This is a genomic window from Pseudomonas sp., from assembly GCF_035277045.1.
Taxonomy (GTDB): Bacteria; Pseudomonadota; Gammaproteobacteria; order Pseudomonadales; family Pseudomonadaceae; genus Aquipseudomonas.
In genome coordinates, this window is the sequence record NZ_DATELE010000013.1 from 1 (window position 1) to 13,968 (window position 13,968).

Annotated in this window: 13 protein-coding genes; 4 read left to right on the forward strand and 9 right to left on the reverse strand. The window is 65.2% G+C overall.

Annotated elements, in window-relative coordinates; translation table 11 throughout:
* Positions 1–2,368 (forward strand): ABC transporter permease (locus VJS90_RS00405; RefSeq protein ID WP_324118024.1); only part of this gene is annotated, 2,368 nt, incomplete at its 5' end.
* A gap of 21 nt (positions 2,369–2,389) precedes the next feature.
* Here VJS90_RS00405 and greB read toward each other — a convergent pair.
* From greB to VJS90_RS00420, 3 genes are all read right to left on the reverse strand, one after another.
* A complete protein-coding gene (gene greB, locus VJS90_RS00410) occupies positions 2,390–2,866 on the reverse strand; it encodes a transcription elongation factor GreB (protein ID WP_324118027.1) in 477 nt (158 codons plus the stop codon).
* A gap of 18 nt (positions 2,867–2,884) precedes the next feature.
* Positions 2,885–3,193 carry a hypothetical protein gene (locus tag VJS90_RS00415; protein ID WP_324118029.1) on the reverse strand — a complete coding sequence of 103 codons (309 nt, stop codon included), beginning with the start codon at positions 3,191–3,193 and terminating at the stop codon, positions 2,885–2,887.
* Positions 3,194–3,391: 198 nt separating this feature from the next.
* Positions 3,392–4,801, reverse strand: coding sequence for a transglycosylase SLT domain-containing protein (locus VJS90_RS00420; RefSeq protein WP_324118031.1), 1,410 nt, complete (start codon positions 4,799–4,801; stop codon positions 3,392–3,394).
* 160 nt (positions 4,802–4,961) lie between these two features.
* On the opposite strand from VJS90_RS00420, the gene VJS90_RS00425 reads away from it, so the two are divergent.
* Positions 4,962–5,774, forward strand: a complete 813-nt coding sequence (locus tag VJS90_RS00425; RefSeq protein ID WP_324118033.1) for a TatD family hydrolase — start codon at positions 4,962–4,964, stop codon at positions 5,772–5,774.
* Positions 5,775–5,841: 67 nt separating this feature from the next.
* Positions 5,842–6,210: an Mpo1-like protein gene (locus VJS90_RS00430; protein WP_324118035.1), complete on the forward strand. Its 369-nt coding sequence runs from the start codon at positions 5,842–5,844 to the stop codon at positions 6,208–6,210.
* On the opposite strand, the gene VJS90_RS00435 is transcribed toward VJS90_RS00430, so the two are convergent.
* From VJS90_RS00435 to VJS90_RS00445, 3 genes are all read right to left on the reverse strand, one after another.
* Positions 6,207–7,004: a thioesterase family protein gene (locus tag VJS90_RS00435; RefSeq protein ID WP_324118037.1), complete on the reverse strand. Its 798-nt coding sequence runs from the start codon at positions 7,002–7,004 to the stop codon at positions 6,207–6,209. The two genes, VJS90_RS00430 and VJS90_RS00435, sit on opposite strands and share 4 nt — an antisense overlap.
* Before the next feature lie 84 nt (positions 7,005–7,088).
* Positions 7,089–7,856: a CHAD domain-containing protein gene (locus VJS90_RS00440; RefSeq protein WP_324118039.1), complete on the reverse strand. Its 768-nt coding sequence runs from the start codon at positions 7,854–7,856 to the stop codon at positions 7,089–7,091.
* A gap of 14 nt (positions 7,857–7,870) precedes the next feature.
* Positions 7,871–8,149: a hypothetical protein gene (locus tag VJS90_RS00445; protein WP_324118041.1), complete on the reverse strand. Its 279-nt coding sequence runs from the start codon at positions 8,147–8,149 to the stop codon at positions 7,871–7,873.
* Positions 8,150–8,306: 157 nt separating this feature from the next.
* On the opposite strand from VJS90_RS00445, the gene VJS90_RS00450 reads away from it, so the two are divergent.
* Positions 8,307–9,347, forward strand: a complete 1,041-nt coding sequence (locus VJS90_RS00450) for a patatin-like phospholipase family protein (RefSeq protein ID WP_324118043.1) — start codon at positions 8,307–8,309, stop codon at positions 9,345–9,347.
* Positions 9,348–9,403: 56 nt separating this feature from the next.
* On the opposite strand, the gene VJS90_RS00455 is transcribed toward VJS90_RS00450, so the two are convergent.
* The 3 genes from VJS90_RS00455 to lon form a co-directional block, all read right to left on the reverse strand.
* Positions 9,404–11,275 (reverse strand): SurA N-terminal domain-containing protein, encoded by a 1,872-nt coding sequence (locus tag VJS90_RS00455; RefSeq protein WP_324118045.1) that lies wholly within the window; start codon positions 11,273–11,275, stop codon positions 9,404–9,406.
* A 184-nt stretch (positions 11,276–11,459) separates the two neighbouring features.
* Complete coding sequence (locus tag VJS90_RS00460) at positions 11,460–11,732, reverse strand: HU family DNA-binding protein (protein ID WP_324118046.1); 273 nt, start codon at positions 11,730–11,732, stop codon at positions 11,460–11,462.
* A 147-nt stretch (positions 11,733–11,879) separates the two neighbouring features.
* Positions 11,880–13,968, reverse strand: a 2,089-nt coding sequence (lon, locus tag VJS90_RS00465) for an endopeptidase La (RefSeq protein WP_324118049.1), incomplete at its 5' end; no start/stop codon positions are given.

Consider the following 13,968-nt stretch of genomic DNA (forward strand, 5'->3'; position numbering starts at 1 on the left):
CGCACGCCTCAATGGCGCCATGCAGTTGCGCGCCAGCGAGTTCCTGGGCGCCGACCTGGTACTGCAAGGCAGCTCGCCTGCCCGGCAGGCGCAGATCGATGCCGGCACCACGCTGGGTTTGCGGCATGCTCGGGTCGTCGAGTTCTCAAGCGTGGTGGCCACCGATGCCGGCATCGCGCTGTCGAGCATCAAGGCGGCGGACGGCGCCTATCCCCTGCGCGGGCAGGTGCGCAGCGCCCCAGCGCCCTACACCGATGAAACCCCAGGCGGCGGGCCCGCGCCCGGCGAGACATGGGTCGAACCGCGCCTGCTGGCCGCCCTCGGCCTGCAGATCGGCGACAGCATCGACGTGGGGATGAAGACCCTGCGCATGAGCCGGGTGCTGACCTACGAGCCGGACCGGGCAGGCAATTTCTACAGCCTGACGCCCCGGGTGCTGATCAACCTGGCCGACCTCGATGCCACGGGCGTGGTGCAGCCCGGAAGCCGGGTCACCTACCGCGACCTGTGGCGCGGCGATCCCGAGTCCCTGACCCAGTATCGCGAGGCCGTGGAAAATGACCTCGCGGCCAACCAGCGGCTGCGCGACACCCGCGACGGCAATCGCCAGGTCGGCGGCGCCCTGGGCAAGGCCGAGCGCTACCTGAACATGGCGAGCCTGGTGGCTGTCTTGCTGGCGGGGGTCGCCGTGGCCTTGTCGGCCAGCCGCTATGCCGCCCGCCGGCTGGATGCCAGCGCCTTGCTGCGCTGCCTGGGATTGTCGCGGCGCCAGGCACTGGCGCTGTTCAGCCTGCAGCTGGCCGCGCTCGGCAGCGTGGCGGCGTTGACCGGGGCCCTGCTCGGCTGGCTGGCGCAGTTGGGCCTGTTCCAGCTGCTGCACGGCCTGATGCCCAGCGTGGTGCCGCCGGGCGGTATCGCCCCTGCGCTGGCGGGCATCGGCACCGGCCTGGTGGCCCTCGCCGGTTTTGCCCTGCCGCCGCTGGCCGCCTTGGGCAGGGTGCCGCCGCTGCGCGTGCTGCGCCGCGATCTGCTGCCCGTCCCACCCAGCAGCTGGATGGTCTACGGCGCCGCGCTGCTAGCCCTGGGCCTGATCATGTGGCGCCTGAGCCTTGACCTGCTGCTGACCTTCGCCCTGCTCGGCGGCGGCATGATCGCCGCGCTGGTGCTGGGCGGCCTGCTGCTGCTCGGCCTGCGCAGCCTGCGCCGGCTGCTCGCCGGCTCGCCACTGGCCTGGCGCCTGGGCCTGGGCCAGTTGCTGCGACACCCGCTGGCCGCTGCCGGCCAGGCCCTGGCCTTTGGCTTGATCCTGCTGGCCATGGCGCTGGTCGCCTTGCTACGGGCCGAACTGCTCGACAATTGGCAGGACCAGCTACCCAAGGACGCGCCAAACCATTTCGCACTTAACATCCTGCCTGACGACCGCGAACCCTTCGCCCGGCACCTGGCCCAGATCCACGCCAACGCCGCGCCGCTGTACCCGGTGATTCCCGGCCGCCTGACGCAGATCAACGGCGAGCCGGTCCGCGAACTGGTGAGCAAGGAGTCCACCGGCGAGCGCGCGGTGCAGCGGGACCTCAGCCTGACGTGGGCCGCGGAACTGCCGCAGGGCAACGCCGTGGAAGCCGGCAGCTGGTGGCAGTCGTCCCCCGTCGCGGAGCAGCTCCCCGGCGTGTCGGTCGAAAGCGAGCTGGCCGCGAGCCTCAAGCTGGCCCTGGGCGATACCCTGACGTTCGACATCGGCGGGCAGGAGCGCCAGGCCCGGGTGACCAGCCTGCGCTCGGTGCACTGGGACAGCTTCCAGCCCAACTTCTACATGATCTTCCAGCCGGGCACCTTGCAGGGCCTGCCCACCACCTACCTGACCAGCTTCTACCTGGGCGCCGGTCACGACCAGGAGATCGTCGCGCTGTCCAGAGCCTTCCCCGCAGCCACCATCCTCCAGGTCGACGCCCTGCTCTCGCAGCTGCGCAGCATCCTCGCCCAGGTCACCCTGGCCGTGGAATACGTGTTGCTGTTCGTGCTGGCCGCGGGCCTGGCGGTGCTGTTCGCCGGCTTGCAGGCAACGCTGGACGAACGCATTCGCCAAGGCGCCCTGCTGCGCGCCCTGGGTGCCGGCCGGGCATTGCTGGTCAAGTCACGGCGGATCGAGTTCGGCCTGCTGGGCGCCGCCAGCGGCCTGCTGGCCGCGCTGGGTTGCGAGCTGATCACCTGGGTGCTGTACCGCTACGCCTTCGCGCTGGAGTGGAGCCCGCACCCGTGGTTGCTGGTGCTGCCTTTGATCGGCGCGCTGCTGGTGGGTGGCGCCGGGGTCTACGGTACGCGCCGGGCGCTGAACGCCAGCCCGCTGCAGGTGCTGCGCGAGAGCTGAGGCGCGGATCAACCGGGTCGCCTAGGGTTGAACGTAGGTGATCCGGTTGATCCACCACAGGTTCTCGCCAGTCGGGGTCTGCACCACGGCCTCGTCGCCCACTGCTTTCTTGAGCAAGGCACGGGCCATGGGCGAGTCGATGGAGATGTAGTCGTTGCGGCCGTAGATCTCGTCATAGCCGACGATCCTGAAGTGTTTCAGCTCGCCGTCCTCGTTCTCGATCTCGACCCAGGCACCGAAGAACACCCGACCTTCCTGCTCGGGCGCGTAGCGCACCACCTTGACGTCCTCCAGGCGCTTGCGCAGGTAGCGCACGCGGCGGTCGATCTCGCGCAGCAGTTTCTTGTTGTACTGGTAGTCGGCGTTCTCGCTGCGATCGCCCAGGGACGCCGCCCAGGCGACCTTCTGGGTGATTTCCGGACGATAGACGCGCCACAGGTGGTCGAGCTCTGTCTTGAGCGCCTCATGGCCTTCGGTGGTGATGATATTGGTGCTCAAGCTGCTGTCTCCTCAGCCTCAACGCAGTGTGATCAGGCCCTGGCGCGCGACGCGGGTCAGATGACCGATGACGGACGCGGCATTGGCGCCGTGGGGAGACTGTATCACCGCCAGGTCGAAGCGATCATTGGCGTACTGGCCCAGGCTGGCGGCGTCGTCGGTGAACTGGATGAGGAAGGCGCGCGCCTGGCCCTTGCGGCGTGACCAGCCGTCGAGGTGGCGCAACAAGGTAGGCTGGTGCTGGCCGTTGAGCAGGATGCGCGGGGTGCGCGAGGCCTGACCGGCAGGCAGGGGGCTCAGGCAGATGCTGGTACGTGGGCAACTCATGGGGTGTTTTCTCCGCCTCGCCAGTCTCGCTGGGCAGCGGTGGGAGGCGTCACCGAACCAGCGCTTTAGCGGTATTTCGGAGAAATTCGAGGCTTCTCCCGCGCCCCGCAAGTAGCTGTTTAAATCGGCGCAGGCAGCATCCTAGAGAAGCTGCGGGCGGACTGTCAACCGAACACGGGCAAAAACCGGGCCTCAGCGTTAGCGGCGCTTGGGGGTTCGCTCCAGCTTGCCGCGCTCGCGATTGAACGCCAGGTAGTACTTGTTGACGCTGTTGACGTAGTTCACCGGACCCATGCCCACCTGCTCCATCGCAACGCGCTCGGTCTGGAAGAACCACTGGTTGCTGTTCAGACCGCGCCGGCGCGCTTCGGCGCGCATCGCCTGCACGCGCTCAGGCCCAAGGTTGTACGCCGCGAGGATGAACGCCATGCGCTCGCGCTCGTTGAGCTGAGGGCTGGCGAAGAACTTGCGGCGGATCAGCGCCAGGTAGCGTGCACTGGCCTGCACGTTGCCATCGACGTTGCTGGTGTTGCTGACCCCGACCCGCCGGGCGGCGGCCGGGGTCATCTGCATCAGCCCATGGGCACCGCCCATGCCACGCGCCTTGGGGTTGAGGGTCGACTCCTTGTACGCCAGCGCCGCCAGGTTGAGCCAGTCCATCTGCTGGGCCGCGGCGTGCTTCTGCAATACTGGCCGCACTGACTCCAGGCGCTTGCGCTCGACCCGCGCCAAGGGGTTGTGGACCCGGTACTGGCGCCGGTAGATACGCTCGAAGGCCGCGTCCTGGTTGGCTGGCGCGCGGTAACCCTTGAGGAACTGGTCCACGGTCACCAACAGCACGCTGGCATCGCGCCGCACGTACCAGTGCATGGCGTCCGGCGGGGCCAGGCGCACCCGGGGGTTCAGGCGCAGGCGCGGCATGACCCGCGACCAGCGCTGGGCAATCGGCTGCTCGACCACGGTCAGGTGGTAGATCCCCGCCTGGACCATCTCCAGCACATCCTCCACCGCCAGGCTGGGATCGACCCACTCCACCTTGATCGGCGCGCGCTTTCGCTTGGCCAGCGTGCGATTGATCGCCTCGATCGCGGGGCCGGCGGCGCTCGCCGTGGTCAGGGCGATGGTCCGTCCTGACAACTGCTCGACCCGTGCGAAGCCGCGCTCGCCCTTGCGCCCGACCAAGGTCAGCGACACCGGGGCCATCAACGGCGCGCTCGCTTTCAAGTCTTTGAGCGAAGTCGGATCGAGCAGTTCGCCTGGCGCGGCAAGATCACCCTCGCCACGCTGCAGCGCGGCGAGCAGTTGCTCCTTTGCCCGCGGGATGACCTTTACCCGAATGTGCTGGCCTTCGGGAAGGCGCGCATTGAGGTAGTGCTCCAGTGCTCGCAAGCGATGATGCTCGACGCCCACCGGCTCGCCCTTGACCACGCCTGAGCTGTTCCGGCTCTGGTTGACCAGCACGCGCAGCACCTTGCTGCTGCGGATCTGCGCAAGGTCTCGGGCCTTGGAGGCCGGCACGCTTTGCTGCGGGCCGGGCAATCTTGCTTCAGCGGCGCCCGCCACAAGCAGCCCCATGCCCATCACGGCTGCCAGCAGCAGCTGCAGCATGCGCGATGGAACCTGTGGGTAGCGGATAAACGGCATGGATATGATCGGCACGAGACGGTTGACGGCAGAAGACCCTATCCATCCAGTGAAGTTCTGGCGTTTTGTCGGATTTCACAGGAGTTTGCTATCCTGCCCGACCCGCGGTACGAGAAACCACTCCATGCAACTGATCGACATCGGTGTCAACCTTACCAACGCAAGCTTCAAGGACAAGCAGGCCGACGTGGTCGAGCGCGCCGTCGCCGCAGGCGTTGCACAGATGATCCTGACCGGCACCAGCCTCGCCGGCAGCGAGGAGGCCGTGGCCCTGTGCGAGCGCCTGGACCCTGCCAGCGAGCGCCTGTTCAGCACCGCGGGTGTGCACCCGCACGACGCCAGCAGCTGGAGCGCCGACAGCAGCCGACAGCTGCGCGACCTGCTGGAGCAGCCACGGGTCAAGGCCGTGGGTGAATGTGGGCTGGACTTCAATCGCGACTTCTCTCCCCGCCCTCAGCAGCAGAAAGCCCTCGAAGCACAGCTGGCGCTGGCGGTGGCGTTGCAGATACCGGTGTTTCTCCATGAGCGCGACGCCAGCGAGCGCCTGCTGGCGATCCTCAGGGACTACCGCGACCATCTCCCGGCCGCCGTGGTGCACTGCTTCACCGGCGAGCGCGAAGCGCTGTTCGCCTACCTGGATATGGACCTGCACATTGGCATCACCGGATGGATCTGCGATGAGCGCCGTGGCACCCATCTTCATCCGCTGGTATCGAGCATTCCTCAAGGCCGCCTGATGCTCGAGAGCGACGCGCCCTATCTGCTGCCGCGCAGCCTGCGGCCCAAGCCCAAGAGCGGCCGCAACGAGCCAGCCTTCCTGCCCGAGGTGTTGCGGGAAGTCGCCCGGCACCGCGGCGAAACCCCCGAGCAGACCGCCGACCACACCACTGCCTGCGCCCGTGCATTCTTCGGCCTGACCGGGCTATCCGCTCGATAGCCAGCCTGAATTGGCCCCGTTCCTGGGGCCGCACTAAGCTTAGGACATGATTCAGAGGAACCTGTCCATGAGCAAACGCTTGCCCAATATCCATGCCTGGCAGTGGCGTGGCTATCACCACAACCACCGCCACCCGGCCAACCTGGTGTTGCACCTGATCGCGGTGCCGTTGTTCATCCTCGGCGCCCTGCTGGTGCTGTCCGGGCTGTTCGGCTTCGACCTGGGACAGATCGCGGTGGGCATCATCGCGCTGGTCGCAGGCCTGGGCCTGCAACGCCATGGCCACCGCCTGGAGGCCGAGCAACCGGAACCCTTCGCCAATCGCCCGGACGCTGTCAAACGCTTGCTGACCGAGCAATTCATCACCTTTCCGCGTTTTGTGCTGAGCGGCGCCTGGTGGCGTGCCTGGCGCGAGCGCCACAAACATCGCCGCTAGGCGAACACCGTCACCGTCTGCCGGCTCAACGCAAGCAATTCGCCCTCGGCGGACCACAGGCCCGCCGCCGCGTGCCCGTAGCCATCGCGGGCGTGCTCGGTTTCGGCGCAGTACTGGCACCAGTCCAGGGTGGACAACCGCCGCACCGGCTGGATGAACTCGATGGTCCAGGTCTGGGTGCTGCCCGCGGCTGGTTGCTTGAGATGCGAAAGCAGGGTCGGCGGCCAGGCATCGACCAGTGCCAGCAAGTGCGCTTCGCCCACAGGCTCTTCATCGACGCCCCGCAGCCGCACCCACCCGCCCATGCGCCTCGAGGTGTCGTGGCTGAAAGGCATCCCGCCAAGCGCCCAGCGCAAGGCCACGTGGCGCATGAACTCCGGCGTGACACCCTTGACATAGGGCAGTTCAGGCGCCGCCTGGGCCAGAGGTTTCATGTCGGGCGGCGGCAGCCCGTCGACCCGCACCACCGAATCGCGTCCCGCGCCAAAGCTGCCCTGCATCAGGGTAACCACCACACCGTTCTGCAGCACGCGCCCGAGCAGCGTGCTGACCGCCTTGCCCTCGCGCAGCACCTCGATCTCGAACGTCAAGGGCACCTCCGGCGCGGCCGGGCCGACGAAGGTGATCGCCAGCGAGCGCGCATGTCGCCCGTCGCCCACCTTGTGGCGCATGGCCTCGAACAGCAAGGCGGCCATCAGCCCGCCGAAACTGGCACGCCCCTGCGCCCAGGAGGCAGGCACGGTGATGCCCGGCTCACGGCCACGCACCGCTGCCAGCAACTGTGAAAAATTCATGTCGACCTCGCTTGCACCGGTAAAGCCCTGATCTTAACCAGCAGGCCGCTACCGGGCAGCCCGCATAACGGCCATTTGCAAGACCTAGCGGCGCTTCAGCGCCGCCTGCAGGCGCTCCAGCGTGCCATCGGCGGTCTTTTCACTGTCTGCCAGTTCGCCTGTCCAGGCGTCGGTGCAGCCTGCCAGGTCAGCCTGCTCCCTGGCTTGCAGCAGCCACTGCACACGGTCGTGCCAGTCGCCAAGATCGCCTTGGGCACGCTTGAGCTGGCGCTTGAGCGACTTGCCGGCGTGGTCGAGCTGTGGGTACGCCTCATCGCCGTAGCGCACGCGCTTGATCAACAGGCGCAGGCGATGACGGTCGTGCGCCGGATCCTTCAGTGCCTTTTCCAGCTTGCGCCACTGTTTGCGCAGGCGCTGGTCGATGCGTTTGCGCAACCCGCGCACCTGCCCTTCCCGGTCCGCGGCGCGCAGGAAGTGGGGAAATACATCGAGGATCGCCAGCACGCGCTTGAGCTGGGCACTGCCCGCGACGCCCGCGAAGGTCCTTGTCCTGCCTGCCAGGCGACGTTGACCGGCGGCTTCATGCCCACGGGCGATCAACTGGCCAGCCAGCACCTCGCGGTCGCGCAACGGCGTGGTCAGCGTCCCGAGCGCCTTGGCGGCGTCCTCAAGCTGCTCCACGCCCGGCAAGTCGCGCAGCGGGCGCAACAGGCTGCGCAAACGTCGCAGCGTGGTGCGCAAGTCATGCAGCGCCTCGCTGTCGGTATCGGCGGCAAGGCGCTGCTGGCAGGCCAGCAAGCGCACCTGCAGGGCAAGGATTCGTGCTATGGCGTGGTCCAGCATTGCAGACATGCGACTCTCTCCGTTCAGCGACCGGCGCGCGATTCACGAATATAGAAACGCGCTTTCTCGGCCTTCTTCGTGCAGCCTTCGAAACCTTCGAACTGCTGCTGGGTCTTGGCGCCGGTCAGCAGCGACAGCGCCTTGGAGTAGCTGACGGTGCCGGCAAAGCCCTCGGCCTTGGCCAGGTCGAGCTCCTTCCATGCCCCGTCCAGTTGAGTGGCGCAGCTGTCACGGTAGGCTGTCTTGCCCGCGCAACCGGCCAATGCCAGAGCAATCAACGGAAGGCAGATCCAGGCTTTCATCGGTAATACCTCAAAGGTGGGAAGCGTGATGGCTGTTCGACGGCTATCCTCGCGAAAAGTGCCTCGCCAAGCGCGAGCGAGCGCTGATGGACGTTGAAGCGCACCGGCGATTGGGGCACGCTCGAGCAATCGCTGCAAGCGCTATCCGGGAGGCACCATGAGCAAACGTGTGGCACTGGTTCTTGGCTCAGGCGGAGCCCGGGGGTACGCCCACATCGGGGTGATCGAGGAGATCGAACGGCGTGGCTACCAGATCGCCTGCGTGGCAGGCTGCTCCATGGGCGCGGTGGTAGGTGGCATTTACGCCGCGGGCAAGCTCGACGACTACCGCCGCTGGATCGAAAGTCTGGACTACCTCGACGTGCTGCGCCTGGTGGATGTGAGCTTTCGCCTGGGCGCCATACGTGGCGAGAAGGTGTTCGGCCAGATCCGCAAGATTGTCGGCGAGGTGAACATCGAAAACCTTCGCATTCCCTACACCGCTGTTGCCGCCGACCTGACCAACCAGCAGGAAATCTGGTTCCAGGAAGGTTGCCTGCACCAGGCGATGCGGGCCTCGGCAGCCATACCCAGCCTCTTCACGCCCGTGGTGCAAGGCAACCGTATGCTGGTGGACGGTGGCATTCTCAACCCGTTGCCGATCATCCCCGTGGTGTCCTCGCACTGCGACCTGATCATCGCCGTCAACCTCAACGCCACCAACCAGAAGCAGTACCAGCTGCCCGTCATCGAGCGCCCGGCCGCCTTCAGGCTGCGGTTCGACAACCTGATCAGTTCGCTGGGCTCGCACCTGCCCTTCCGGCGCAAACCGGCCGAGCAACTGCTGCGCCTCGAGCAGGAAATGACCGCCGAGAGCCCGCAACCGCCCAATCCCTGGTTAAGCGAGGCGGCAAACCCGGAGGCCCAGCAACCGGCGGCCGCCCCGGAGAGCGCAGGCGCGCCGAAATCAGCCACGGGCTCGTTCATCGTCGACAACGTGGGCCCTGCCTCGTTGCTCGATCTGATCAACCAGAGCTTCGAGGTCATGCAGACCTCCTTGGCCCAGTACAAGATCGCAGGCTATCCACCCGATGTGCTGATCAACGTCCCCAAGCGGGTGTGCCGCTTTTTCGAGTTCTACAAGGCGCCCGAACTCATCGCCCTGGGCCGGCAAATCGCGCGTGACACCCTGGACAACTACGAGCACGAGCGGCGCTGAGGCCGGAAACGAAACAGGCCGCATAAGCGGCCTGTTTCGTCTTGGAGGAGCACCACTCAGTAGCGCGTGATGTCCGCCTTGGTTTCCAGCTGCTTGCGATACGCCGCGAAGTCTTCGCGACCGGCACGCGAGGCCAGGTAGCCACGGTACTGCTGCTTCTCGGCATCGGTGGCGGCTGTGCCGTCGTTGACGCCCTTGAGCTGCAGGACCACCAGGCTGCCATCACCCAGCACCACGTTGCCATAGACCGGCCTGTCCTTGGCCTGGGGCTTGCCCATGCGGAACAGTGCCTTGAGCGATGCCGGGTCGATACCTTCCTGGCTGCGCGTCACGGCTTCATGGGCAGCCCACTGCTGGCCCTCGAAGCCCGCATTGGCCTTGATCGAGCCATCGCGCAGGCCCTTGACGAGCGTTTCGGCCTTGGCCTTGAGCTCTGCGGTGGCCTTTTCCTTGACCAGGTGCGCGCGGATGCTGTCGGCCACGGCCTCCAGCGGCAGTTGCGCAGGTTTGCGATGCTCCTTGGCGCGCAGCACGACCACCGTCTCGGGGTCCAGCTCGATGGCGTTGCTGTTGGAGCCTTCGTCGAGCACTTCTTCGCTGAAGGCTGCCTGGATCACGGCACGGTTGGCCGTGATGCCCTCGCCGCCTTCACGGCCGAACGGCGCCGCGGTCTGCACCTTGAGACCCAGTTCCTGGGCCGGCTGGGCAAGATCGGACGACTCGAACGCCGAGTCTTCGAGCTGCTTGGTGACCTCGACGAAGCGCTGCTCTACCTGCTGGGTCTTGAGCTCACGGGTGAGCTTGTCCTTCAGGCTGGCGAAGCTTGGCACTTCAGGCGCTTCGACGCCCAGCAGCTTGATCAGGTGATAGCCGAACTGGGTACGCACCGGCGCGGAGACCTGGTCCTTGCCCAGGGCATACAGCGCCGTCTCGAAGGCCGGATCGTAGACGCCCTGGCCCGCGAAGCCGAGGTCGCCGCCCGCGTTGGCGGAACCCGGGTCCTGGGACAGTTCCTTGGCCAGGGTGGCGAAATCCTCACCTTTGGCGAGACGCTGCTGGATCTCTTCGATGCGGGCCTTGGCCTGGGCATCGTCGACCTTGTCGTTGACTTCGATGAGGATGTGAGCGGCATGACGCTGCTCGGCCAGGTTGGCGATTTCCTTCTCGTACAACGCCTTGAGCTGCTCGTCGCTGACCTTGACCTGGTCGAAGTACGCCGACTTTTTCAGCTCGATGTAGTCGATCACCACCTGGTCGGGGCTCATGAACTCCTTGGCGTGCTCGTCGTAATGCGCCTTGATCTCGTCATCGCCGAGCTTGACCGCTGCCGTGTCCGGCTTGAGGGTCAGCGAAGCGAAGTCGCGGGTCTGCTTCTCGAGCCGGGCAAATGCCTCGACCTGCTTGTCGGTGACGAAGCTGCTGCCGGCAAGGCCGGTGCGCAACTGGCCAATGAGCATTTCCTCGGCCAGCATCTCGCGGAACTGCATGCGGCCGTAGCCCAGCTGGCGGATGACCTGGTCGAAGCGCTCGGCGCTGAATTTGCCGTCCACCTGGAACTCAGGCGTCTGCAGGATCAGCTGATCCAGCGACGCTTCGGAGAAGGCAAAACCTGCATCCTCGGCACCCTGCAACAGCAACTTGCGTTCGATCAGGCCCTTGAGCGCTGCTTCACGCAGCATCTTCTCATCGAGCATCGCCGGATCGAAGTCCTTGCCCAGCTGTTGCATCAGCTGGCGGCGCTGCATGTCAACGGCCTGACTCAGCTCGTTCTGGCTGATGGTCTGGCCATTGACCTTGGCGGCATCCTGGCTATGGCTGGCGGCCTGGAAAATGGCATCGAAGCCGGTCAATGCCATCAATACGACGATAAGGCCGATGATGGTCTTGGCAATCCAACCTTGTGAATTGTCCCTGATATTTTGCAGCATGCGTCCCCCAGAACGGCTGTACCACTGCGTCGACAACCGCGGAGCGTGGGTAGAAACCTGATAAAAGAAAGGCGCATCCGAGGGGGATGCGCCTTTTCGTAGCGTGCATGTCCGGCGGGTACGTTTGCGGCCCCGCCGCCACGCGATCGGACCTGGCGAGCCAGGTCCCGCTGAAAGAGACGACTTAGTTGACGGCGTCTTTCAGGCCTTTGCCTGCCTTGAAACCTGGAACCTTGGCAGCGGCGATCTTGATCGCGGCGCCCGATTGCGGGTTACGGCCGGTGCGCTCGGCGCGCTCCTTCACCGAGAAGGTGCCGAAGCCGACCAGCACGACGTCGTCGCCTTGCTTCAGGGCACCGGTAACGGATTCGATGACTGCGTCCAGCGCCTTGCCGGCGGAGGCTTTGGAAATATCAGCAGATGCGGCGATAGCGTCAATCAGTTCCGACTTGTTCACTCTAAGTCCCCTTATCTCTATTTAAGTATGTTTCTAAGTATGTAAAAGTTTGAAACGAGCGCTGGGTGGCCGGGTGACACTCGGGTGGCGCTTTATAGCAAGCCCCCGAAAAAACTGTCAAGAAAAGCCACCCCAGCGAAATTCGAATTAATGCGTGCTGATTCTTTCCTTGGCATCGCTGTCGCGCTTTTCATCCTTCGCGACGATCTCCGGAGCCACATCTGGCAAGGGCTCGGGGGCGTATTGCAGCGCAATTTGCAGGACTTCGTCAATCCATTTGACCGGTTTGATCTGAAGATCCTGTTTGATGTTTTCAGGAATTTCCTTCAGATCGCGAACATTCTCCTCCGGAATGATCACGGTCTTGATCCCGCCGCGATGCGCCGCGAGCAGCTTTTCCTTCAGGCCGCCGATGGCCAGGACCTGGCCTCGCAGGGTGATTTCGCCGGTCATGGCGACATCGGCGCGCACCGGAATCTGCGTCAGCGCCGAGACCAGCGCGGTGCACATGCCCACGCCAGCACTCGGACCGTCCTTGGGCGTTGCCCCTTCAGGCATGTGGATATGCACGTCGTGCTTCTCGTGGAAGTCAGCGGCGATCCCCAGGCTGCGGGCGCGGCTGCGCACCACGGTCTGGGCGGCGGTGATGGATTCGACCATGACATCGCCCAGCGAGCCGGTCTTGATCAGCTGACCCTTGCCCGGGATCACCACCGACTCGATGGTCAGCAGTTCGCCACCGACCTGGGTCCAGGCAAGGCCGGTGACCTGGCCGATCTGGTCCTGCTGCTCGGCCAGGCCGTAGCGGAACTTGCGCACGCCCAGGTAGTGCTCGAGCTGCTCGCCCGCAACCTTGATCGCAGGCGGCTTGTTGCCGGCACTTTCCTTGACCACCTTGCGGCAGACCTTGGCGATCTGGCGCTCCAGCCCACGCACGCCCGCTTCACGGGTGTAGTAGCGGATGATGTCGCGAATCGCCGAGACTTCGACCTCAAGCTCGCCTTTTTTCAGGCCGTTGGCCTTGGTCTGCTTGGGCACGAGGTACTTGATCGCGATGTTGATCTTCTCGTCCTCGGTGTAGCCCGGCAGGCGGATGACTTCCATGCGGTCGAGCAGCGCCGGTGGAATGTTCATCGAGTTCGAGGTGCAGAGGAACATCACGTCCGAGAGGTCGTAGTCGACTTCCAGGTAGTGGTCGTTGAAATTGTGGTTCTGCTCGGGATCGAGCACTTCAAGCAGCGCCGAGGCTGGATCGCCACGCATGTCGCTGCCCATCTTGTCGATTTCATCGAGCAGGAACAGCGGATTGCGCACGCCGACCTTGGTCATCTTCTGGATCAGACGACCCGGCATCGAGCCGATGTACGTACGGCGGTGGCCGCGGATCTCGGCCTCGTCACGCACACCGCCCAGGGCCATGCGCACGAACTTGCGGTTGGTGGCGCTGGCGATCGATTCGGCCAGGGAGGTCTTGCCGACCCCTGGCGGGCCCACCAGGCAGAGCACCGGGCCGCGAATCTTCTTCACGCGCTTCTGCACCGCGAGGTATTCGAGGATGCGTTCCTTGACTTCTTCCAGGCCATAGTGGTCGGCATCGAGGATTTCCTCGGCCTTGGCCAGGTCCAGGCGGACCTTGCTCTGGGCCTTCCACGGCACCTGGACCAGCCAGTCGAGGTAGGACCGGACCACGGTGGCCTCGGCCGACATCGGCGACATCTGCTTGAGCTTGTTCAGCTCGGCCTGGGCCTTGGCGTAGGCATCTTTTGGCAGGCCGGCAGCGTCGATGCGCTTTTTCAGCTCTTCGGCTTCGTTGTGGCCTTCGTCGCCATCGCCGAGCTCTTTCTGAATGGCCTTCATCTGCTCATTCAGGTAGTACTCGCGCTGGCTGCGCTCCATCTGTTTCTTGACGCGCCCGCGGATGCGCTTCTCGACCTGCAGCAGATCGATCTCGGCATCCAGCAGCGCCAGGACATGCTCGACACGGGTCGGCAGGTCGATGATCTCGAGGATCTCCTGCTTCTGCTCGATCTTCAGCGCCATGTGCGCGGCCATGGTATCGACCAGGCGGCCAGGCTCTTCGATGCTGTTGAGCGACGACAGGACCTCGGCAGGGACTTTCTTGCCCAGCTGCACGTACTGTTCGAATTGCGACAGCAGCGTACGCACGAACACTTCCGACTCGCGCTCGGCGGCATCGGTTTCGTCGATCAGGGAGACTTCGGCACGGATGTGCCCT

What these genes read in the sequence shown, in the direction of transcription:
- VJS90_RS00415 (WP_324118029.1), bottom strand. Translation starts at nt 3,193, where the DNA reads ATGAGTTGCCCACGTACCAGCATCTGCCTGAGCCCCCTGCCTGCCGGT.
- VJS90_RS00420 (WP_324118031.1), bottom strand. Translation starts at nt 4,801, where the DNA reads ATGCTGCAGCTGCTGCTGGCAGCCGTGATGGGCATGGGGCTGCTTGTG.
- VJS90_RS00425 (WP_324118033.1), top strand. Translation starts at nt 4,962, where the DNA reads ATGCAACTGATCGACATCGGTGTCAACCTTACCAACGCAAGCTTCAAG.
- VJS90_RS00430 (WP_324118035.1), top strand. Translation starts at nt 5,842, where the DNA reads ATGAGCAAACGCTTGCCCAATATCCATGCCTGGCAGTGGCGTGGCTAT.
- VJS90_RS00435 (WP_324118037.1), bottom strand. Translation starts at nt 7,004, where the DNA reads ATGAATTTTTCACAGTTGCTGGCAGCGGTGCGTGGCCGTGAGCCGGGC.
- VJS90_RS00440 (WP_324118039.1), bottom strand. Translation starts at nt 7,856, where the DNA reads ATGTCTGCAATGCTGGACCACGCCATAGCACGAATCCTTGCCCTGCAG.
- VJS90_RS00445 (WP_324118041.1), bottom strand. Translation starts at nt 8,149, where the DNA reads ATGAAAGCCTGGATCTGCCTTCCGTTGATTGCTCTGGCATTGGCCGGT.
- VJS90_RS00450 (WP_324118043.1), top strand. Translation starts at nt 8,307, where the DNA reads ATGAGCAAACGTGTGGCACTGGTTCTTGGCTCAGGCGGAGCCCGGGGG.
- VJS90_RS00455 (WP_324118045.1), bottom strand. Translation starts at nt 11,275, where the DNA reads ATGCTGCAAAATATCAGGGACAATTCACAAGGTTGGATTGCCAAGACC.